Source organism: Bacillus sp. RC242 (genome assembly GCF_044908245.1).
In the GTDB taxonomy this organism is placed as follows: Bacteria; Bacillota; Bacilli; order Bacillales; family Bacillaceae_G; genus Bacillus_A; species Bacillus_A mycoides.
Genome location: NZ_JBIYCZ010000008.1, coordinates 95,087 through 116,676, shown reverse-complemented (window position 1 = coordinate 116,676; position 21,590 = coordinate 95,087). Strand labels below are relative to the sequence as shown.

21 protein-coding genes are annotated in these 21,590 nt (G+C 36.7%); 16 read left to right on the top strand and 5 right to left on the bottom strand.

Features of this window, described 5'->3' with window-relative positions; translation table 11 throughout:
* Window positions 1-123: 123 nt before the first annotated feature.
* From ezrA to ABH957_RS16770, 7 genes are all read left to right on the top strand, one after another.
* Window positions 124-1,833, top strand: coding sequence for a septation ring formation regulator EzrA (ezrA, locus tag ABH957_RS16800; protein WP_002129414.1), 1,710 nt, complete (start codon window positions 124-126; stop codon window positions 1,831-1,833).
* Between the two features lie 426 nt (window positions 1,834-2,259).
* Window positions 2,260-3,402: a cysteine desulfurase family protein gene (locus tag ABH957_RS16795; protein ID WP_002167571.1), complete on the top strand. Its 1,143-nt coding sequence runs from the start codon at window positions 2,260-2,262 to the stop codon at window positions 3,400-3,402.
* 6 nt (window positions 3,403-3,408) lie between these two features.
* Window positions 3,409-4,623 (top strand): tRNA uracil 4-sulfurtransferase ThiI, encoded by a 1,215-nt coding sequence (thiI, locus tag ABH957_RS16790; protein ID WP_002067574.1) that lies wholly within the window; start codon window positions 3,409-3,411, stop codon window positions 4,621-4,623.
* A 79-nt stretch (window positions 4,624-4,702) separates the two neighbouring features.
* Complete coding sequence (locus tag ABH957_RS16785) at window positions 4,703-4,897, top strand: alpha/beta-type small acid-soluble spore protein (RefSeq protein WP_000168891.1); 195 nt, start codon at window positions 4,703-4,705, stop codon at window positions 4,895-4,897.
* Between the two features lie 221 nt (window positions 4,898-5,118).
* The gene (gene mbcS, locus ABH957_RS16780; RefSeq protein WP_404454273.1) at window positions 5,119-6,705 is read left to right on the top strand and encodes an acyl-CoA synthetase MbcS; all 1,587 of its coding nucleotides are present in this window, start codon (window positions 5,119-5,121) and stop codon (window positions 6,703-6,705) included.
* A gap of 102 nt (window positions 6,706-6,807) precedes the next feature.
* Complete coding sequence (locus ABH957_RS16775; RefSeq protein ID WP_404454270.1) at window positions 6,808-7,239, top strand: VOC family protein; 432 nt, start codon at window positions 6,808-6,810, stop codon at window positions 7,237-7,239.
* A gap of 88 nt (window positions 7,240-7,327) precedes the next feature.
* A complete protein-coding gene (locus ABH957_RS16770) occupies window positions 7,328-8,896 on the top strand; it encodes an amidohydrolase (RefSeq protein WP_404454267.1) in 1,569 nt (522 codons plus the stop codon).
* A gap of 261 nt (window positions 8,897-9,157) precedes the next feature.
* Here the strand turns inward: ABH957_RS16770 and ABH957_RS16765 are convergent, their stop codons facing one another.
* On the bottom strand, window positions 9,158-9,961 hold the full coding sequence (locus ABH957_RS16765) for an NAD kinase (protein WP_002015552.1): 804 nt from the start codon (window positions 9,959-9,961) through the stop codon (window positions 9,158-9,160).
* A gap of 205 nt (window positions 9,962-10,166) precedes the next feature.
* Between ABH957_RS16765 and ABH957_RS16760 the strand changes: the two genes are divergently transcribed.
* The 5 genes from ABH957_RS16760 to ackA all read left to right on the top strand — a co-directional run bounded on the left by ABH957_RS16760 (window position 10,167) and on the right by ackA (window position 14,540).
* The gene (locus ABH957_RS16760) at window positions 10,167-10,805 is read left to right on the top strand and encodes a DUF2953 domain-containing protein (RefSeq protein ID WP_002129404.1); all 639 of its coding nucleotides are present in this window, start codon (window positions 10,167-10,169) and stop codon (window positions 10,803-10,805) included.
* A 12-nt stretch (window positions 10,806-10,817) separates the two neighbouring features.
* Window positions 10,818-11,213 carry a GerW family sporulation protein gene (gene ytfJ, locus ABH957_RS16755; protein WP_048544422.1) on the top strand — a complete coding sequence of 132 codons (396 nt, stop codon included), beginning with the start codon at window positions 10,818-10,820 and terminating at the stop codon, window positions 11,211-11,213.
* A gap of 135 nt (window positions 11,214-11,348) precedes the next feature.
* Window positions 11,349-11,849 carry a thiol peroxidase gene (gene tpx, locus ABH957_RS16750; RefSeq protein ID WP_002015549.1) on the top strand — a complete coding sequence of 167 codons (501 nt, stop codon included), beginning with the start codon at window positions 11,349-11,351 and terminating at the stop codon, window positions 11,847-11,849.
* 211 nt (window positions 11,850-12,060) lie between these two features.
* The gene (locus ABH957_RS16745) at window positions 12,061-13,047 is read left to right on the top strand and encodes a class I SAM-dependent methyltransferase (RefSeq protein ID WP_002015548.1); all 987 of its coding nucleotides are present in this window, start codon (window positions 12,061-12,063) and stop codon (window positions 13,045-13,047) included.
* A gap of 299 nt (window positions 13,048-13,346) precedes the next feature.
* The gene (gene ackA / locus ABH957_RS16740) at window positions 13,347-14,540 is read left to right on the top strand and encodes an acetate kinase (RefSeq protein ID WP_002015546.1); all 1,194 of its coding nucleotides are present in this window, start codon (window positions 13,347-13,349) and stop codon (window positions 14,538-14,540) included.
* 26 nt (window positions 14,541-14,566) lie between these two features.
* Here the strand turns inward: ackA and ABH957_RS16735 are convergent, their stop codons facing one another.
* Together ABH957_RS16735 and ABH957_RS16730 are read right to left on the bottom strand one after the other, a co-directional pair.
* Window positions 14,567-15,001 carry an NUDIX hydrolase gene (locus tag ABH957_RS16735; RefSeq protein WP_002138624.1) on the bottom strand — a complete coding sequence of 145 codons (435 nt, stop codon included), beginning with the start codon at window positions 14,999-15,001 and terminating at the stop codon, window positions 14,567-14,569.
* Window positions 15,002-15,072: 71 nt separating this feature from the next.
* A complete protein-coding gene (locus ABH957_RS16730; protein WP_404511850.1) occupies window positions 15,073-15,708 on the bottom strand; it encodes a DUF1796 family putative cysteine peptidase in 636 nt (211 codons plus the stop codon).
* 137 nt (window positions 15,709-15,845) lie between these two features.
* Between ABH957_RS16730 and ABH957_RS16725 the strand changes: the two genes are divergently transcribed.
* Window positions 15,846-16,679, top strand: a complete 834-nt coding sequence (locus ABH957_RS16725) for an EcsC family protein (protein ID WP_098586020.1) — start codon at window positions 15,846-15,848, stop codon at window positions 16,677-16,679.
* A 31-nt stretch (window positions 16,680-16,710) separates the two neighbouring features.
* Here ABH957_RS16725 and ABH957_RS16720 read toward each other — a convergent pair whose 3' ends face one another.
* Window positions 16,711-17,361, bottom strand: a complete 651-nt coding sequence (locus tag ABH957_RS16720; protein WP_404443624.1) for a YitT family protein — start codon at window positions 17,359-17,361, stop codon at window positions 16,711-16,713.
* 851 nt (window positions 17,362-18,212) lie between these two features.
* Between ABH957_RS16720 and ABH957_RS16715 the strand changes: the two genes are divergently transcribed.
* Entirely contained in the window at window positions 18,213-18,407 is a 195-nt protein-coding gene (locus ABH957_RS16715; RefSeq protein ID WP_002067549.1) for a hypothetical protein, read from the top strand.
* 28 nt (window positions 18,408-18,435) lie between these two features.
* Here the strand turns inward: ABH957_RS16715 and ABH957_RS16710 are convergent, their stop codons facing one another.
* On the bottom strand, window positions 18,436-18,753 hold the full coding sequence (locus ABH957_RS16710) for a radical SAM protein (RefSeq protein WP_113935732.1): 318 nt from the start codon (window positions 18,751-18,753) through the stop codon (window positions 18,436-18,438).
* A gap of 167 nt (window positions 18,754-18,920) precedes the next feature.
* On the opposite strand from ABH957_RS16710, the gene ABH957_RS16705 reads away from it, so the two are divergent.
* Window positions 18,921-20,126 carry an argininosuccinate synthase gene (locus ABH957_RS16705; RefSeq protein ID WP_002088976.1) on the top strand — a complete coding sequence of 402 codons (1,206 nt, stop codon included), beginning with the start codon at window positions 18,921-18,923 and terminating at the stop codon, window positions 20,124-20,126.
* Complete coding sequence (gene argH, locus ABH957_RS16700; RefSeq protein WP_404443620.1) at window positions 20,123-21,511, top strand: argininosuccinate lyase; 1,389 nt, start codon at window positions 20,123-20,125, stop codon at window positions 21,509-21,511. Before ABH957_RS16705 ends, argH begins: the two co-directional genes overlap by 4 nt.
* Window positions 21,512-21,590: the final 79 nt, after the last annotated feature.

The following is a 21,590-nucleotide window of genomic DNA, read 5'->3' as shown; positions in this document are numbered from 1 at the left end:
ACATGGTATGATTAGAACATTGTTAGTTGTTAAATATAGGGGAATTCCCTTTTTATACATAATGCCTTCCATTTCATAAACGGAACGGACAAAAAAAGAGATATAACTAGGAGGCTTTTTTGCATGGATTCTATCCTGACGATCGTTATCATTGTAGTAAGCTCTATTCTAGTGCTGCTCATGATAGAGCTTGTGATAAGAAATCGTTCATATAAAGATATTGAAGCACTGGAGCAGTGGAAACAAGAGATAAAAGATAAACCTGTGGCAGATGAACTAAAGCGGGTAAAAGATTTAAATATGACAGGTCAAACAGAAGAGCTGTTTGGTAAATGGCGTGAAGAGTGGGATGAAATTGTATCAACAACTCTTCCGAAAGCTGAAAAAGATTTAGGGCAAGCGCGAAAATTCGCCTCGCAATTCTCCTTCCGCAAAGCAAAGCATGCGATGAAAGAATCCATAAGTGGTTTAGATGACGCTGATAATCGTATTACAGACATTTTAAATGAATTACAGCAACTGTTAGAAAGCCATGAGAAAAATAGCGCGGAAATTGAAGGGTTACGTGATACATATCGTAGTATGAAAAAGAGCGTTCTTGCTCATCGACACATGTATGGAGCAGCTGAGCAAAAAATTGAAGAGATGTTAGATGTTGAATCCGAGAAGTTCAAAACTTTTGAAGAGGCAACAGATAATGGTGATTATTTAAAAGCGAGAGAAATTGTTATTAGTTTAGAAGAAGGTTTAGCAAGTTTAGAAATCGTTATTCATCAAATTCCGGATTTATTGGTAGAGTGTCAAGCGACATTACCAGTTCAGCTGGAAGATTTATTACAAGGTCATGATGATATGATAAGACAAGGCTATGTATTAGAGTATTTGGAAATCCCTAAAGAAGTCCGCGATATGACGACACAACTACACACATGTTTAATGGATATACAGGAACTTCATATAACAGAAGCAGCAGAAAAAGTAGAGAACTTAAAAACTCGTTTAGACAGTTTTTATGATCAACTTGAACAAGAAGTGCATGCGAAACATTATGTGGAGCAAAAAACACTGTCTGTTTATGAAGATTTAGAAGAAATTCGTACAGAAACAATCGAAACGAAAATAGAAACACAACTTGTAAAACAAAGTTATCAATTACAAGACAAAGATATTGAGTCACAAAAAGTAATTGAAAAGCAAATGCATATTTTAATGAAACGTTTTGAAGTGTTACAAATACGCGTTGCTGAACAAGATATTGCATTCTCTATTATTCGTGAGGAACTAGAAGAGGTTTATGAGCAATGTGAAACTTTAAAAGTACTTCATGCAGAATATAAAGAAATGCTGCAAACGATGCGCAAAGAAGAATTTGAAGCACGTGAGAAGTTACAAGAAATGCGAAATACAATTTTTGAGACGAAACGTTTTATGCAAAAGTCGAATTTACCAGGTCTTCCAGAGAGTATTATGGAAGATTTACAAAAAGGGCAAATGGCGATGCAGGCTGTATATGAGCAATTAGAAGTAAAGCCGTTAAATATGAATACTGTAAATAGCAGTTTAGAAGAAGCATACACAGTTGTGAATGGTGTATCTGAAATGACAGAAGAATTAATTGGACAAGCTTATTTAGTTGAAAAACTAATTCAATACGGTAACCGATACCGCAGTCATGATGAGAATCTTGCAGAAAGCTTAAATTATGCGGAGAAATTATTCCGTGAATATCAATACGATGCAGCTTTAGAACAAGCGGCTTCTATATTAGAGCAACTTGAACCTGGTGTTGTTCAAAAAATAGCTGAATATGTAGACAATGAGCAAACCCTTTAATAAAGGGTTTGTTTTTTTGTGTAATTTTGAAGTCGATGTTGCTATAATGAATAGCGGAATACAGTAAGGTTGTTCGTTTCAAAATAAAGTGAAACTTTAATCAGTGGGAGGGGGGCCATCCCCCCACTGATTATTAGTTGAACCAATCGGGCATTTACGGGCAGTGGATTTCCCACCTAACTTCTTTGCTCCAGCTGAATTTTGAGGTGGGAGTCTTACTGCCCGTTAATGCGGGATAAAGTGAAACCATAAGTGATGGGGTTTCATCCACCACTGATTATTAATCTTCACCACTCAGTATGCCTGCAAATGGCCGGGGGAAATGTACACTTTTATATAAAAACGGAACCTTTGAGTAGTCTTAGCGTAATTACACGTATTTGTGATATGATTATATGATGTGATAGCGCTGAAAGGGGAAGAACGATGATCTATTTTGATAATAGTGCGACGACGAAGCCATATCCAGAAGCGCTTCAATCGTACGTAACGGTTGCAGGGAAATATTTTGGTAATCCTTCTTCTATCCACTCGCTTGGAGGAGAGGCAGAGCGTCTATTAACACAATCGAGAACGATTGCGGCACAGCTCCTTCACGTTAAACCTTCTGAAATTATTTTCACATCAGGTGGAACGGAAGGGAATAACCTTGCGATTAAAGGGATAGCGATGAGGAATCGTTCGCGCGGCAAACATATCATTACAACAAATATTGAACACGCGTCTGTGTTTGAAGCATATAAACAATTAGAAGATCTCGGTTTTGATGTAACGTATTTACCGGTTAACGAGCACGGTGTTGTATCGGTAGAAGATCTAAAACGAGCACTTCGTGAAGATACGATTCTTGTGTCAATTATTCACGTGAACAACGAGACTGGAGCGATTCAGCCCGTTGCTGAAATTGGAACATTATTAACGAACTATCCGAAAATAAGATTCCACGTGGACCATGTACAAGGGATAGGAAAAGTACCACTTGATTTATACGCTTCTCATATTGACCTTTGTTCAATATCTGGACATAAATTTCATAGCGTAAAGGGGACAGGTCTTCTTTACGTACGTGATGGTGTAAGATTAGATCCAATCTTATCAGGTGGTCAACAAGAGCTCAAGTATCGTTCAGGTACAGAAAATTTACCTGGTATTGTAGCGATGGTGAAAGCACTTCGTATGACGATGGAACAAGTGAAAGAAAAGATAGTTCATTTGCAAAATTTACAAACAGAGCTGGTCCGTTTCTTTAAAGAGATGGAAACTGTAACGATTAATACATCACTTGAATATGCGGCACCGCACATTTTAAATGTATCATTTGTCGGTTTAAAACCAGAAGTAGTCGTTCATGCTTTAGAAGAGCATGGTGTATATGTATCGACGAAGTCTGCTTGTTCTTCAAAAGCAAATGAAGTGAGCAGAGTACTAGTGGCAATGGGAGTACCGCACGCCGCAGCTACAAGTGCGATTCGCATTAGTCTAGCACCAGACAACACGATGGAAGAAGTAAAACAATTTGAAGGTATTGTTAAAGAGACGATGCCAAAATTATATGAAGTGATGAGGTAAAGAAATATGATGACATATGAATATATTTTAGTTCGTTATGGAGAAATGACGACAAAAGGAAAGAACCGTTCTAAGTTTGTAAGTACGTTAAAAGATAATGTGAAATTCAAATTAAAAAAATTCCCAAACATTAAAATTGATGCAACACATGATCGTATGTACATTCAGTTAAATGGTGAAGACCATGAAGCAATTTCTGAAAGATTGAAAGATGTATTTGGTATTCATAAGTTTAACTTAGCAATGAAAGTACCATCAGAATTAGAAGATATTAAAAAAGGTGCATTAGCAGCTTTCTTACAAGTAAAAGGTGATGTGAAAACATTTAAAATTACAGTGCACCGCTCTGATAAGCGCTTCCCAATGAAGACGATGGAGTTACTTCCAGAAATCGGTGGGCACATTTTAGAAAATACAGAGGATATCACAGTAGATGTTCATAATCCAGATGTGAATGTACGTATAGAAATTCGCAGTGGTTACAGCTATATTATGTGTGGTGAGCACATGGGAGCTGGCGGTTTACCAGTTGGTGTTGGCGGAAAAGTAATGGTACTTCTTTCTGGTGGTATCGATAGCCCGGTAGCAACTTACTTAACGATGAAACGCGGCGTATCTGTGGAAGCAGTTCACTTCCATAGTCCACCTTTCACAAGCGAGCGCGCGAAACAAAAAGTAATCGATTTAGCACAAGAGTTAACGAAATACTGTAAACGTGTAACACTTCACCTTGTTCCATTTACTGAAGTGCAAAAAACGATTAATAAAGAAATTCCATCTAGCTATTCTATGACAGTTATGCGTCGTATGATGATGCGTATTACAGAGCGTATTGCAGAGGAGCGTAATGCACTTGCAATTACGACTGGTGAAAGTCTTGGACAAGTAGCGAGCCAAACGTTAGATAGTATGCATACGATTAACGAAGTGACAAACTATCCTGTTATTCGCCCGCTTATTACGATGGATAAATTAGAAATTATTAAAATTGCAAAAGAAATTGGAACGTATGATATTTCAATTCGTCCATATGAAGACTGCTGTACAGTGTTTACACCAGCAAGTCCATCGACGAAACCGAAGCGTGAGAAAGCAAATCGTTTTGAAGCGAAGTACGATTTCGCGCCGTTAATTGAAGAGGCTGTAGCGAACAAAGAAACAATGGTATTACAAACAGTAGAAGTAGTGGCTGAAGAAGAAAAATTCGAAGAACTTTTCTAAACCCATAAATTACCACATTCAAATGTGCATGAAGTCATGTTGTTTATCACACTCTATACTCACAAGGAGGTGATACAACATGGCAAGCACAAATAAATTAGCAGTATCTGGTGCTCAAGCAGCATTAGATCAAATGAAATACGAAATCGCTCAAGAGTTTGGTGTTCAACTTGGAGCTGATGCAACATCTCGCGCTAACGGATCTGTTGGTGGCGAAATTACTAAACGTCTAGTTTCACTAGCTGAGCAACAATTAGGCGGTTACCAAAAATAATCCCATATACGATGGCTTAGAAAGAGCGGGTTCTCCCGCTCTTTCTTTTTGTCGTTTTCGTCGTTATTTGCCGATGAATCGTTATGTTAAAAACATCGTCGCTATACATTCATACATCAATTCGACATAAATATAAAAAAATTGTCAAAAGAAGAGGGTTCAAAATTTACTGAAAATTCTTTATTATATAAGGGAGGCATAGAAATAAAGGAGGATGTTATATGAAGAGAGAGGAATTGTTAGCGCCGCCGTCTTATAATTTAGTTTCGGAAATAGAGAAATATACGAGTGATAAAGAGAAGCTTGCTTTAATTTGGCAAGATGATAAAGGGAATAGACGAGAGATTACATATTTTGAATTAATGCAAGGTGCGAATAGAATTGGAAACGCTTTTATAAAAAGTGGCTTACAAAAAGGGGACAAGCTCCTTATTATGATGCCGCGCTTAATTGAAGCTTACATGACGTATATTGCTGCGATTAAAGCAGGATTTGTCGTTATTCCAAGCTCAGAAATGTTGCGTAAAAAAGATATCGAGTATCGTATTGGGCACGGAGAAGTAAAGGCTATCGTAAGTTACGAACCGTATATTGGACAATTTGACGGCGTAGAAGCGGTGGAATCTCTTCAAAAATTCGTCCTGAGCGAGCGATCAGTAGATGGATGGACGAATTTAAAAACAGCATTAGAAACGGAAAGTGATACGTTAGAAATGGCGAAGACGGATAAAGAAGATATGGTCTTTTTATCTTATACGTCAGGGACGACAGGGAATCCAAAAGGAGTTGTTCATACGCATGCCTGGGCATACGCTCATTTACGTACAAGCGCCCCGAACTGGCTCGGAATCGAAGAAGAAGATGTTGTATGGGCAACGGCTAGTCCAGGTTGGCAAAAATGGATTTGGAGCCCGTTTGTAGCGACTCTCGGTTCAGGTGCAACAGGATTTGTATACAATGGTAAGTTTGAACCAAAAACGTATTTAAATTTATTAGGTGATAATAAGGTGAATGTACTTTGTTGTACACCGACTGAGTATAGATTAATGGCAAAGGTAGAAAACTTAAGTGAGTACAATTTAGAAGCGTTACATAGCGCTGTATCGGCAGGTGAGCCGTTAAACAGGGAAGTCATTGAAACGTTCCAAAGGTATTTCGATATTACAGTAAGAGACGGTTATGGGCAAACGGAAAACACATTACTCGTTGGGATAATGAAAGGGATGGACATTAGACCAGGATCAATGGGAAAACCGACGCCAGGCAACCATGTTGATATCGTAAATGAAGAAGGAACTCCTGTACAGGTAGGAGAAGTTGGTGATATTGCAGTTCACATTGAAACACCAGCACTCTTTAAACAATATTATAAAGACGATGAGCGCACAGTGATGCAATTCCGTGGTGATTATTATATTACGGGTGATAAAGCGAAAAAAGATGAAGAAGGCTATTTCTGGTTTGAAGGGCGCGGTGATGATATTATTATTAGCTCTGGCTATACAATCGGCCCGTTTGAAGTAGAAGATGCGCTTGTAAAACATCCTTACGTAAGAGAATGTGCGGTTGTTGCAAGCCCTGATGAAATTCGCGGAAGTGTCGTGAAGGCATTTATCGTATTAAGAGAGAATATAGACAAGAACGAAGAAACATTAATTCCAGTGCTCCAACAACACGTCAAAGAATTGACTGCACCATATAAATACCCTCGCAAAATTGAATTTGTAGATGAACTACCAAAAACGATTTCCGGAAAAATTCGCCGTATTGAACTTAGAAAACAAGAAATGGAGCTTCCTTCAAAATAATTTTGAAAATAGGGAAGTAAATAGTTGAATGAAATGTAAAACGATGATATTATAAAAACGAACACAAGTTCGATTTTGTAAATTAAAAAAAGAGGTGTCCGTATGATTTTAGGTATTAATCCGTACTTAGTTTTAGATGGTGGTGGGCAAGAGGCTGTACAGCTTTATAAAGAGGCGTTAGACGCAAAAGTAGAAGTAATACAAACTTTTGGTGAGATGCCTGAAAATCCAGAATACCCAATTCCAGCTGAAGCGAAAGAGCGCGTTGCACATGCTCATTTGAAAATTGGTAATACGGAACTTATGATTTCTGATACATTCCCAGGTCAGGGGCATACGATTGGATCTCAAGTGACAATTGCAGTTCGAATTAGTAATGCAGAAAAAGCGAAAGAAGTATTCGATAAGTTACAAGAAGGTGGAGAAGTTATTATGCCACTTCAAGAAACTTTCTGGAGCCCAGCTTACGGACAAGTAAAAGATAAATTTAGCATTGAATGGCAAATTACAACGAATCCTACTGAACAAAATTAATTTTTGGAAAAGTACCATTTTTAATCGAAATGGTGCTTTTTTTATACGAATGAATTTCGTAGACTAAAGGGAAAAGGGGGATGAGTATATGGGAGAAATTTGGTATGGCGGCACCATTTACACTATGCGAGAAGAGAATGAAAAAGTAGAAGCTACTTACGTTGAAAATGGCGTCATTGTTGATATAGGGAATAAAGAAGAGTTAGAAAACCGATATTCAGAAGTGAAGTTATATGACTTAAAAGGGAAAACGATGATTCCAGGGCTGGTTGATAGCCATATGCATCTTATTGGGCATGGGGAGAGGTTGCTTCGTCTAGATCTATCAAATTGCAAATCTTATAGCGAAGTACTTACTCTTGTTCAGAAGCGCGTAGAAGAAGCACCAAAAGGATCTTGGATTATCGGAGAAGGATGGAATGAAAATAATTTTACAGATACAAAACAAGTTCATGTACGTGATTTAGATGAAATCTCTAAAGAACATCCGATTTTATTAAAGCGTGTTTGTCGTCACGTGACATGGGTGAATTCATACATATTGCAAGAAGCGAACATAACAGAAGCGACGCAAGATCCAAAGGGCGGGAAAATTGGCCGTGATGCGTCAAATAATTTAACAGGACTTTTATATGAGCAAGGACAAGAGTTAATTAAACATGTTCAGCCCGAAATAGATGGAGTGTATTTGCAAAGTGCTCTGCAAACAGCGATTTCAGACTGCTGGCAATACGGACTCGTTGGCGGACATACGGAAGACTTAAATTATTATGGCGGCTTTCAAAAAACGTACAATGCGTTTTCACACGTTATAAAAGAAATGCGGTTTAAAGCGCATTTACTCGTTCACCATGAAGTAGCGAATGAACGAAAAGAATATGAAAATGAGCACTATATTGAATTTGGTGCGATGAAAATTTTTTCTGACGGCTCTTTTGGCGGAAGAACAGCTTTATTAAGTGAACCGTATGAAGATGCGAAGGAAACAAATGGAGTTGCCATTTTCTCACGTGAAGAGCTTGCAGGTTTAGTGAAAAAAGCACGAGATTTACATATGCCAGTTGCGATTCATACAATTGGTGATTTATCGCTTGAATATGTCATTGATGCGCTTGAATTACATCCACCAGCAGAAGGATTACGTGACCGTATTATTCATTGTCAGCTAGCTCGTGAAGAGTTGATTGAAAGAATGAAACAATTGCCAGCTATTATTGATATTCAACCAGTCTTTGTTTCATCGGATTTTCCATCAGTGATTGAAAAACTAGGAGAACGCCGTCTTCGTTATGCGTATGCTTGGAAGACGTTACTGGATGCAGGATTACACTGTAATGGAGGCTCTGATGCTCCAATTGAACAAGTGAATCCGTTTTTAGGTATATATAGTGCTGTTACACGTAGAAGTTTTATTGATGGTGTATGTTATATCCCAGAAGAAAGATTAACGGTATATGAGGCTGTTTCTTTATTTACAACAGGAAGTGCGTATGCAATTGGAAAAGAAGGAAAGCGAGGACAAATTACAAAAGGATATGAAGCAGACTTTACGATATTAGACCGCAATATTTTTGAAATTGAGGCGGAAGAAATAAAAGAAGTACAGGCAGAAATGACCGTCATTGATGGGAAGATTGTTTATAGAAAAGACGTCTAAAAATTTGAGGGAGCGGCTCCGAAAATACATGTTGGTGATGCTTCCTCTTTTTAGGTAGGCTGATGATGTCGTAAATTGATATTTTGGGTAAAATCGTTGATATATTTTGACTTGTGATAGATACATTCGAAAAATCGTTGATATAATTTCATATACTGTTGTCCTGTTCCAAAATGTTTTGTGAAACAGCATCAAGTTGCATTTGATAAATAAAAAACCCTCGAATTATGGAAATCCCATAATTCGAGGGTTTTTTGATTACTATAAAAATGTTCTCTGTACTTTTTCCCAGAAAGAGTTGTTTTTTAATTTAACAGTTTTAATTTGTTTATCGCTTAAACGAACAACGGCTTTTTCCACTTGTTTAATGCTAAGTGCTTCGTTATCCATGCCGATAACAGGATAATCATTTCCATCTGGTTTAAGTGTTAAAGTTAACGTACGCTCGTGATTTAAAAGGAATGGTGACCCGAGTGTACGGTATGTGTTGTTATTTAAAGATGCTAGTTCGCTTACTTGGAAACATGGGATAAGTGGATCGACAACTGCACCATGTAATGATTTATTGTAAGCGGTACTTCCTGTTGGTGTGGAGATAACTAATCCATCACCTCTAAAGGTTTCGAAATGTAAATTGTCGACGTGTACATCTACGACAAATGTTTTAATGATACTAGAGCGTAATGTGAATTCATTTAAACAATGGAAAGATGTACCGTGATCTACATCTACTTTAATTGTTGGATATTTTCGCACTTCAATTTCGTTTTTTGTAATTTCTTGAAGGGCTGTATCAACGTGATCGATGTGGAAATCGCAGTAGAAAGAAATTTCATCTTTCGTAGAAATACCTGCGTATAAGCAATCTTCTCTAAAGCCGGTTTTACGAACGGCTTGTAAGAAAGTCCCATCATCTCCAACGCTGACGATAGCGTTTGCATTTTTTGGATGATCTAATATGGTAAATCCATTCTCCTCTAAAATACGATATACTGGTTTCATTTTTTCAACGAGCGTTACTTTGTCATCACCATAAAAGAAAAATAAATTGCGACGATTTGCCATTATGTATCCCTCCACTGCAGTTAAATTTTCTATTCTTAGTGCTACATATCGTCAGAGTATGTTTCTGGATGATATGTTCAAATAGTATATTTCGATATAAATTGTCAAAATTCCTTTTTATTTTTAGAAAAATTTTTATATTCAATTTTATCAAAGTCTGTTTAATGATGAATAAACTTGTCGATAATGGGTATGGAGTGAAAGGATGGTACGAATGAAGTGGCTCGTAATTGGAATGATAATTCTTCTACTTTTTATTTTGCTTATACTATTATCGAAAATATCGCTTAAGGTGACGTTTTTATATTCAGAAATGGAAAAACAATGTTTATTTCAAGTGAAAATATGGATGATTCGATATACGTTTGATGTATTGGAAAGAATTGAAAAACAGCAGAAGAAGACAGGACAAAAAATTAAAAAAGCTGAAGAGGACGGCGGAATAGATAATAAAATTATGGCACAACTCGATAGTATAGGGGAACTGATAAAAAAGCTTCAAGACGTTCATACTATTGTTAAAGATTTTCTCAAAAGAGTGAAAATCAATGGTTGGAAATGGCATACGCAAATTGGAGCAGGCGACGCGGCTAGTACTGGAATTGTCACTGGATATGCATGGGGGACAAAAGGAATGGCTGCTGGAGTTGTAGGACAATATATGCATATTGTCGACGTACCAGAATTTGAAATTACTCCTGTTTTTCAAGGAAAGGGATTTGCATCAAGATGCGAGTTAACAGCATCTTTTCGTATATTCCGTACTGTAAAAACAGCGATAAAATTACTCATGTTTATGAGAAAGCAAAAATCTGGTATGACAGAAAAATCTGTTCAAGCATAGGGGGGATATAGAATGGAACATCCAATTCAAGGTTTAATGACAACCGCAATGCAGCATTTAAAACAAATGACTGATGTAAATACAATTGTTGGTGACCCAATTAAAGCGGCAGATGGAAGTGTAATTCTTACAGTTTCGAAAGTCAGTTTTGGATTTGCTGCTGGTGGAAGTGAATTTGGTAAAGTAGAACATTCAGGCCGTCATCCATTTGGCGGGGGAAGTGGTGGAGGAGTTTCTATTAATCCTGTTGCCTTTCTTGTTATAAATGGAGAAGGTGTGAAAGTATTACACTTAGATAAGCAAACACACGTCATCGATAAAATAATTGAATTAGCGCCACAAGCTGTTGATAAAGTGAAAGAAATGATGGATAAACGAAAAGAAGATGATCCTGAATTTCAAATTTAACGAATAAAGAAGCTGATCAGTGGATTAGCTTCTTTAATTTTTTTGTAAATAAAGCGATTTTATTTGCATTATCGATAGGGACAAACTATCATTTACATTGTACATATTTTGTTTAAAATAAGGGAGGATTTTTAAGTGGCAAATGTAACTTTTAAAGGTAACCCAATGACTTTAGTTGGAACAGAAGTTAAAGTTGGCGATCAAGCGCCTAACTTCCAAGTATTAGCAAATGACTTATCTCCAGTAAGTTTAGAAACATACAAAGGTGAAGTGAAATTAATTAGTGTTGTACCTTCAATCGACACAGGTGTATGTGATGCACAAACTCGTCGTTTTAACGAAGATGCAGCAGGTATTGAAAACGCGAAAGTATTAACAATTAGCGCTGATTTACCATTCGCTCAAAAACGCTGGTGTGCAGCAAACGGTTTAGAAAATGTTGTAACACTTTCTGATCACCGTGACCTTTCATTCGGTGAAGCTTACGGCTTAGTAATGAAAGAACTTCGTTTACTTGCTCGTGCAGTATTCGTAGTAGATAGCAATGACAAAGTAGTTTACGCAGAATACGTAGGCGAAGGTACAAGCCATCCAAACTATGAAGCAGCATTAGAAGCAGCTAAATCTGCGAAGTAATGTAAATGAAGACGACCTCTCATTAAAGTTTTACTTTAGAAGAGGTCGTCTTTTCTCATGTATTGTTAACCGAACCAATATATGAGAAAAGACGTTACATCATAAACAACTTGAAGGGGAGCTCTTTGCAAGAGGTCGCTTTTTCTTTTGGGAAAAATTTAGATTATGGTATGATATAAGTTATGTGTAAAAGAGAGAAGGAGGAATGTACGTGAGTCAGGCAGTAGAAACATTATTTTCTATTTTTGATTCTTCTACGGTAGTTTTACGTAAAGAATTAGATGTAACATATTTAGAGGCGCTTGTAGAAACAGGTGATAACTTGTTTGAAGGAGCGATTTTACAAGAGGAATTATCCGAATCAACAATTGAAAGGTTGAATCGTGAATATAGTACGTTTAATGAAGAAACATATAAAGGGGAAGAAATTCGTAAAGCATTTCAGCTAGCCATTTTAAAAGGAATGAAAGAGGGCGTACAAGCGAATCACGAAATGACGCCAGATGCAGTTGGAATGTTCATGAGCTACTTATTCCATAAATTTATGCAAGGTCAAAAAGAAATTACTGTTTTAGACCCTGCAATTGGAACTGGTAACTTAATGACTACATTGTTTAATAGCGCCAAAGAAGAACTAACAATGAGTGGATTTGGTGTAGAAGTGGATGAGGTGTTAATTAAACTTGCTTTAGTAAATGCAAATTTACAAAAGCATGCAATCGAATTCTTCCACCAAGATGGACTAGCACCACTTTATATTGATCCAGTTGATGCAGTCGTTTCAGATTTACCAATTGGTTATTATCCAAATGAAATTGTTGCAAGTGAATATACATTAAAAGCAAATGAAGGAATGTCATATGCACATCACTTATTTATTGAACAAAGTGTGAAACATACGAAAGAAGGCGGGTATTTATTCTTCTTAGTACCAAACTTCATTTTTGAAAGTGATCAAGCGCCAAAGCTACATGCATTCATTAAAGAGACATGCTTTATTCAAGGATTATTACAGCTTCCTGTTTCCATGTTTAAAAACGAGAAAAATGCAAAAAGTATATTTGTTCTCCAAAAGAAAGGCCAAGGTGTAACAATGCCGAAACAGGCACTACTAGTGGAATTACCTAAATTCTCTAACATGAAGGCTATGGAGAACATTATGGATCAATTGAATACTTGGTTTGCAACACATAAATAATACGATATATATGTAACAGGGTTAGTAATTAATGTAGTACAGTTTTATAGAATATGTAATGTTTTTTAATATATACAAGATTTAACTGAATTTTTTTGAAATCTGTAATATATTTTTTTTCTTGGTGTTACAATTTTTTCACTTGAAATATATGTCGGACGATGTTTAAATTAAAATCGTGAGTATAAAATTTACTAATGATGAAACGTTTTCATAATGAGTGAATTTAATTAGATAAAATCGAGCGGTTTGTGGAATGATCCACACAACTACCAAGAGAAAAAGGGGCGAAAGACTAGATGTCAAAAATCATCGCGATTAACGCAGGAAGCTCTTCGTTAAAGTTCCAATTATTTGAAATGCCAAGTGAAACAGTATTAACAAAAGGTTTAGTAGAACGTATCGGTTTAGAAGATAGTATCTTCACAATTACTGTAAATGGCGAAAAACAAAAAGAAATTACAAACATCCCAGATCATGCAGTAGCAGTTAACATGCTTCTTAAGAAATTAACTGAAAACGGAATCGTAAAATCTCTTGATGAGATTGGCGGTATCGGTCACCGTGTTGTACACGGCGGCGAAAAATTTGCTGATTCTGTTTTAATTGATGCTGAAGTATTAGCTGATATCGAAGAATTAAGCGATTTAGCACCACTTCACAACCCAGCAAACCTTGTTGGTATTAAAGCATTCCAAGAAGTACTACCAAACGTACCAGCAGTAGCAGTATTCGATACAGCATTCCACCAAACAATGCCGGAATCTGCATTCCTATACAGCTTACCATATGAGTACTATGAGAAATTTGGCATCCGTAAATACGGTTTCCACGGAACTTCTCATAAATATGTAACTGAGCGTGCGGCTGAATTATTAGGTCGTCCAATTGAAAGCTTAAGCCTACTTTCTTGTCACTTAGGTAACGGTGCAAGTATCGCAGCAGTAGAAGGCGGTAAGTCTATCGATACTTCTATGGGCTTCACTCCACTTGCTGGTGTAACAATGGGTACACGTTCTGGTAACATTGACCCTGCGTTAATTCCATACATCATGGAAAAAACAGGCCAAACTGTAGAAGAAGTAGTTAGCGTATTAAACAAGAAGAGTGGTATGTTAGGTCTTACTGGTTACTCTAGTGACCTACGTGACATCATTGCGAAAGAAGAAGAAGGCGACCACCGTGCGAAAGTAGCACTTGACGTGTTCGTGAGCCGTATCCATAAATACATCGGTTCTTACACAGCTCGTATGAAAGGCGTTGACGCTATCATCTTTACAGCTGGTGTAGGTGAAAACAGTGCAATTATTCGTGAGCGCGTATTAGAAGGCCTTGAGTACATGGGCGTATACTTCGACGTAAAACGCAATAACGTATTCGGTGAAGAAGCATTCATTAGCTTCCCACACTCTCCAGTAAAAATTATCGTAATTCCAACTGACGAAGAAGTTATGATTGCTCGTGACGTATTACGTCTTGGAGATATTGGTTAATATACTATATAAAAAAAGACGAGATCCTATAGGATTTCGTCTTTTTTCTTTTGGATATAGTTTAAAATTCCATCTGGATATAGCACTTTTTCCTTCTGAATGAAAGCTGTAATGGGAATCCATTTCGCATACGATACGGTTTGCTCATCTTGTATATTCATTTTTTCCATTTCATATAGTGATGTGTCTAATAAGCGTAAAGAATATAGCTGAATGATTTCATGACCAATTTCTCCATCAAGATGAAAGATATTTTCTAAGCAGCCTAAATAATTGGTGATTTCCACTTCTGTGTGAAGCTCTTCTTGAAATTCGCGAATAACAGTATGTGCTGATTTTTCACCAAGTTCAATTGATCCGCCAAGAGGTCGGTAATATGTTTCATCGCCTGTATGATATTCTTGTACGAGAAGGCGACCGTGATGTATAGCAATGCCAAAAGCTTTTGCACGTGGATACATATATAATCACTCCTTATTTATTTTGTATAAGGATGATTATAAGGCAGGGTGTGATAAAAGGTGACGTGTATTTAAGCGTTTGGCCGAATCGTGATTCCATCAAATAAGTCATTCCAAAATGCTTCATTGTACTGATATACATCCATAATAGGGCATTTTATAACACAAATGTTTTGTAATCCCCAATCTTCTTGGGCGATAGTTGGTACATCTTCAGGAATGAGTAATAGGACAGAGAATGTATGTTTAACTATTTGAGATAAAATTTGTTCCAAGGAACGTGCTTCTTCGTATGTTCCTCCCGTCCGAATAAACAATGTGGATTCTGCCGTTTCGATTGTAGTTAGAAAACGATTAATTCGATGCTCATAGTTTAACTTAATTTCTGTATAAGAAGGCCAGGATGTTGGTGTGTTTACATCTGTTTTAAAGTCGTGACAGGAGTCGATTTCATATAGGCTGTCACGTAGTCTTAATTTCGCATCATCATCCCAAAATGAGATGAAGGATAAGTTTTCGAACTGTAAAAAACGGTCAAATCGATTTTGTAATAATAAATTCACTTTTTCTAATGAAGGGCTTAGCATAAAATCGATAACACCAAAAAATAGTGATAATTCGAATTGATATAAAGCCCAAGCAGGCCAGCAGTTTTGTCCTAAGCTGAATACTGCATTATATTCTTTTTTTATATTGGATAGATTCATGTGATTCATCTCATCCTTTTTGCTAATATTTTATGTCACTAAAAAATGGTATGTGAATAAAGATAGACAAGCATATTTGCAAAGAACAAGCGGAAATATGTTACAATAGAAAAAAATCGAACGAGGTGGTTGTTGCGATGCGATCGAAGCGAGAACAAGCCATTTTAGACAATATAAAAGAATGGGAATCGCAATTAGTTGAGCAAGAAGCGACCGATTTTCAAAAAATGTTTGATAAATGGGTACATACTACAATTGCGAAGTTGCCTGAGAAAAAACGAAAAGATTTCTTTACGAAAGCAGATGGATGGCTCTTTCATTTGCATGCACTTATTCAAAGTTCACAATCACAGTTAGATGCACGTAATCGCATTTTAGGAACATCGAGATTATTTGATGAATCAATTGAGCAACTTGAAGATTTGAAGGCGTTATCTATTGATCAATTAACATACATAGCAGAGCAGCAAACAGCAAGACATCGCCTATATTCATTCGTACAAGGCGGAGCAACGGGTGCTGGGGGGTTATTATTATTAACAGCTGATTTTCCGGTTATGATCGCGTTAAATGTGAAAGCTGTTCAACTTATTGCAACATCATTTGGACATGATGTGAACAAGCCGTATGAAATGATGCTTGCGTTAAAGGTGTTTCATGCATCATTACTACCAGGAAGGCTTCAGCAATACGCATGGTACAATTTACTGCAAGAGCTAGAGCAAGAAGACTCATTCTTCTATGAAGGAGACGAAGCGGTATTACAGCCAGCTTCTACTGAAGTTGTGTTAAAACAAATTTTGAAAACATTTTCGATTTATGCTCTTCGTCGTAAATTATTCCAAGGTATTCCGGTCATTGGAATGGCAATTGGGTCTACAGTGAACTATCGTTTAACAAGAAGCGTTACTGAATTTGCAAATAGATTTTATCAAGTGCGCCACATAGTCGAGAAGGAAAAAAGAGCATAAAAAAAGCGAGAGGCCGAGGCCTTTCGCTTTTTTAATTTGTTGCATGCTTTTTGGACATTGGAATAGATACTGGTTTCTTTTCTGCTTTTGGATAATAAATTAAATCCAATGTTTTTGCCTGTACGGCAATCGAAAGAATAGTAAAAGCAATTTCTGTCCAATTTAAATAATATAATGAAAGCGCAAGAACAATCGCGTCAAAGACGAAGAAAATTTGCCCAATTGTAAAACGAGTTCGTTTACTTAATATAATTGTTAAAATATCGTCTCCGCCGGTTGCACCGCCAAATCGCAATATAAAACCGAGTCCAATACCAGCTAACGCACCGCCAACTACTGCAGCTATAAATAAATTATTTGATAAATCGACCGTAAATGGAGAATAATTTTCCATAAGAGAATAAAATACTCCGAATGAAATCGAACCTAGGAATGAGTAGCCAACCATTTTTCTACCTAAAAATGAAGCACATAGTAAAATAATAGGGATATCCATTACTACAGTTGAAATGGATGGTGAAATATCATAAAAATTTTGGATAAATAGTGCAATACCTACAAAGCCACCTTCTGTTAAGTGGTTTTGGAAGTGAATGTGATATAGCGCTGCTGCTAAAATAAATGAACCGATTAAAACCATAAAAACTTCTTTAATAATTTGTCGACTTTGGATGTTCCTCATCGTTATTCCTTCTTTCCGTAGTTAGTAGTCCTTGTTGTGTTGTAAACTAACTACGAGCTCACATGTAGCTTTCAGTTAGTTTACGAAAAAAACTAACTACGCTATATGTCGCTGAAGAAATAACGAATAATCCTCTCGTCCATCAATTCTCCCTACCTTCGTTTTAGTTTAAGTCTTAAAGCGACTAAACAAAACGTGGAGTAGGATTCTTCATTTAGCAATCCTGCTCTTCTTTGTTTAGCTAGTAACAATTAAGTCCTAAACAAAACGCTATGTGTAAGAAGAGTCTTTTTTTTGCCAAATTATCCTTCGGGCAATCATAATTTCCCCACTCTCGTATTTTTTTCGCTAGACTAAAGTATCTGAGCTGAAAAATACGCTACGTGTATGATTCGTCAATACGATGCCACATGCTCCTTCGAGCGATCATGATATCAAAATCCCTTCCTTCAAGATTTATATTATTATATCATACTTTCAAAAAATGCATGCGGATGGAAACCGACAATAACCGGAGGGAATCTACAAAAAATGTTATGTTTAAATATTTTTGTAGAAAAGCCTAAGTGATTTTGCAGGATTGGGCAGTTTTTAGAAGTTTGTCCAATAAGTAAGAAAAGAAGAGTTTTCATTTAGTAGTATTGTTTTCGTCACTTTTATCTTTAAAAAATGCATCCCAGCTAATCACACTTAAAAATGTTAGAGTGATAATAATGAAAGCACGCATAATTTTGAGGCCTCCTTTTGTACATAGTATATGAATCCCTTACTTTGTGATGTGTCATTTTTTTACAAGCTCTAACTATTATGAGAGTATATTAATATAGATAGATGAGGGGGAGAATGGAGATATGCTAAAAGACATGTTTAAAAGAAAAGAATTAAAATGTGTTTCATGTCAGAAAAAGATTCAATATGAAGAAGAGCTAGTTGCTTTTGTAAAGTTGCCAAAAGAAAGAAGTATATTAGTTGGTCCGTTTGATGTGTGTTTGGCGAAAACAGCACAAGAAATATATTGTAAATCGTGTTACGACAAAAAAGCATGACCCAAAGTAATTGAGGGGCATGCTTTTTTCATTGGTGTGCTTTTCCCTCAGATACGTTTTGGGTTAGACGATACCAAAGCCAAAGATCATTAATAATTGAAGCAAGATCGGCAATTTCTGAATTAAGCCTACAGGAAATTTCGAAATTCTCTTCGTTATTTAAGCAATGTTGTTTTTGATTAATATGACGTTCAAGCTCTTGTATACGATCAGGTATTTTTCCGCGAACTTGCTCCCATTTTAATAAAATAGAATGCTGCGCTTGTTCAGAGATGTCTTCCCATTTTTCTTGTATGTTCGGCAATTCAATCCCTAGATGTTCATTGTATATAAAATACTTTTTCATAGAAACCCCTCCATTTTCCTGCCTCTATTTTACATAAAAAAAGAAAGAAATTCGACGAAATTGTTTGAAAAAAATTTATGGATTCCCCTTGATTCATTTTATGAAAGGTGTTAAAGTTTGGATTATTATAAGAGAAAATGAATATTTATTCTTTAGGGGGATGCAAAATGGAGAAGAAAAAAGTTGTGTTAGCATATTCCGGAGGTCTTGATACTTCCGTTGCGATTAAATGGTTACAAGAAAAGAATTATGATATTATCGCGCTTTGCTTAGATCTAGGGGAAGGTAAAGACTTAGCATTTGTAAAAGAAAAAGCACTTTCAGTAGGTGCAATTAAATCATATATGATTGATGTTCAAGAAGAATATGCGAATGAATATGCATTGATAGCGATGCAAGCTCACACGTTATACGAAGGGAAATATCCTCTTGTCTCTGCATTATCTCGTCCGCTTATTGCAAAAAAATTAGTAGAAATTGCAGAGCAGGAAGGCGCAAGTGCAGTTGCACATGGATGTACAGGGAAAGGGAATGACCAAGTTCGTTTTGAAGTTTCTATTCAAGCGTTGAATCCATATTTAGAAGTTATTGCGCCCGTACGTGAATGGAAATGGTCACGGGAAGAAGAAATTGCATATGCAAAAGAAAATGATATACCGATTCCAATTAATTTAGATAGCCCGTTTTCAATCGATCAAAACTTATGGGGACGCAGCAACGAATGTGGAATTTTAGAAGATCCATGGGCAGCGCCGCCAGAAGACGCATACGAGATGACGTTGGCATTAGAAGATACACCGAATAAACCAGAGTTTGTAGAAATCGGATTTGAAGCAGGAGTACCGACGACTTTAAACGGCACTGCATATCCACTTTCAGAACTAATTAAAACGTTAAATGCACTTGCTGGCAAACATGGCGTGGGACGTATCGACCATGTAGAAAATCGCCTTGTCGGTATTAAATCTCGTGAAGTATATGAATGCCCAGCAGCAATGACATTAATAACAGCGCATAAAGAACTTGAAGATTTAACACTTGTGAAAGAGGTCGCTCATTTCAAACCGATGATTGAGCAAAAACTAACAGAATTAATTTATAACGGTTTATGGTTCTCACCTTTAAAACAAGCGCTCAATGCTTTCTTACAAGAAACGCAAAAAAATGTAACAGGTACAGTGCGTGTGAAATTATTTAAAGGTCATGCGATTGTAGAAGGGCGTAAATCTGAGTACTCTTTATACGATGAAAAATTAGCAACGTATACTGCCCAGGATGAATTTAATCATGATGCAGCAGTTGGTTTCATTTCATTATTCGGTTTACCTACAAAAGTATACAGCCAAGTGAATCAAAAGAAGGTGGAAGCGTGAGCAAACTTTGGGGCGGACGTTTTACAGAAGAAGCGGAAGCATGGGTAGAAGAATTCGGAGCTTCTATTTCCTTTGATAAGCAATTGGTTAGCCAAGATATAAAAGGGAGTATCGCACACGTAACGATGTTAGCAAAGCAAGGCATCGTTACGAAAGAAGAAGCAGAGAAAATAAAGATAGGGCTTCAGTATTTACTAGAGGAAGCGAAAGAAAATAAATTGGATTTCTCGGTAGAAGCTGAGGATATTCATTTAAATATTGAAAAGATGTTAATTGAAAGAATCGGTGAAGTAGGAGGGAAACTTCATACAGGCCGAAGCCGTAACGATCAAGTAGCGACAGATATGCACTTGTATTTAAAAGAAAAAGTAGAAGATATTATAAAAGCTACAAAACAATTGCAAACTGTTCTTGTTCATCAAGCGGAAAATAACATTGAAACAATTATGCCCGGCTATACGCACTTGCAACGTGCACAGCCGATTTCATTTGCGCATCATATTCTTGCTTACTTTTGGATGTTAGATCGCGATGTGAATCGTTATGAAGATTCGTTAAAGCGTATTAACATTTCACCATTAGGAGCAGGAGCACTAGCTGGTACAACATTCCCGATTGACCGAGAATATAGTGCGGAGCTTCTTGGATTTAATGGAATCTATGAAAATAGTTTAGATGCGGTAAGTGATCGTGATTTCATACTGGAGTTTTTAAGTAACTCATCTATGCTCATGATGCACTTATCACGCTTTTGCGAAGAACTTATTTTATGGAGTAGCCAAGAGTTTCAATTTATTGAAATGAGCGATCAATACGCAACAGGAAGCAGTATTATGCCGCAAAAGAAAAATCCGGATATGGCGGAACTTATTCGTGGTAAAACGGGCAGAGTATACGGTAATTTATTCAGTTTACTTACAGTAATGAAAGGATTGCCGCTCGCTTACAATAAAGACTTACAAGAAGATAAAGAAGGAATGTTTGATACAGTGAAAACAGTAGAAGGATGCCTTCATATTATGGCAGGCATGCTTGAAACGATGACTGTAAACAAAGAAAAAATGGGGCAAGCTGTGACGCAAGACTTCTCTAATGCAACAGAAATTGCTGATTATTTAGCAAGCAAGGGACTGCCGTTCCGTCAAGCTCATGAAATTGTTGGGAAACTAGTTCTTCATTGTACGCAAAAAGGAATCTATTTATTAGATGTACCACTTGAAACGTATAAAGAAATGAGTCCGTTATTTGAAGAAGATTTATATGAAGTTCTTTCACCTTATGCAGCTGTAAAGCGTCGTAACAGTGCTGGCGGGACAGGATTTGAGCAGATTGAAAAGGCTTTGGAGAAGGCGAAGGGGTTAACTAAAGAAGTTATTAGGAATTGAGTTGGAAAGTACGCCAGTCTGTGAAAGTCTGGCGTACTTTCTTTTTTACTAGTGTGTAAGTTATAGTATAGTGAAAAAA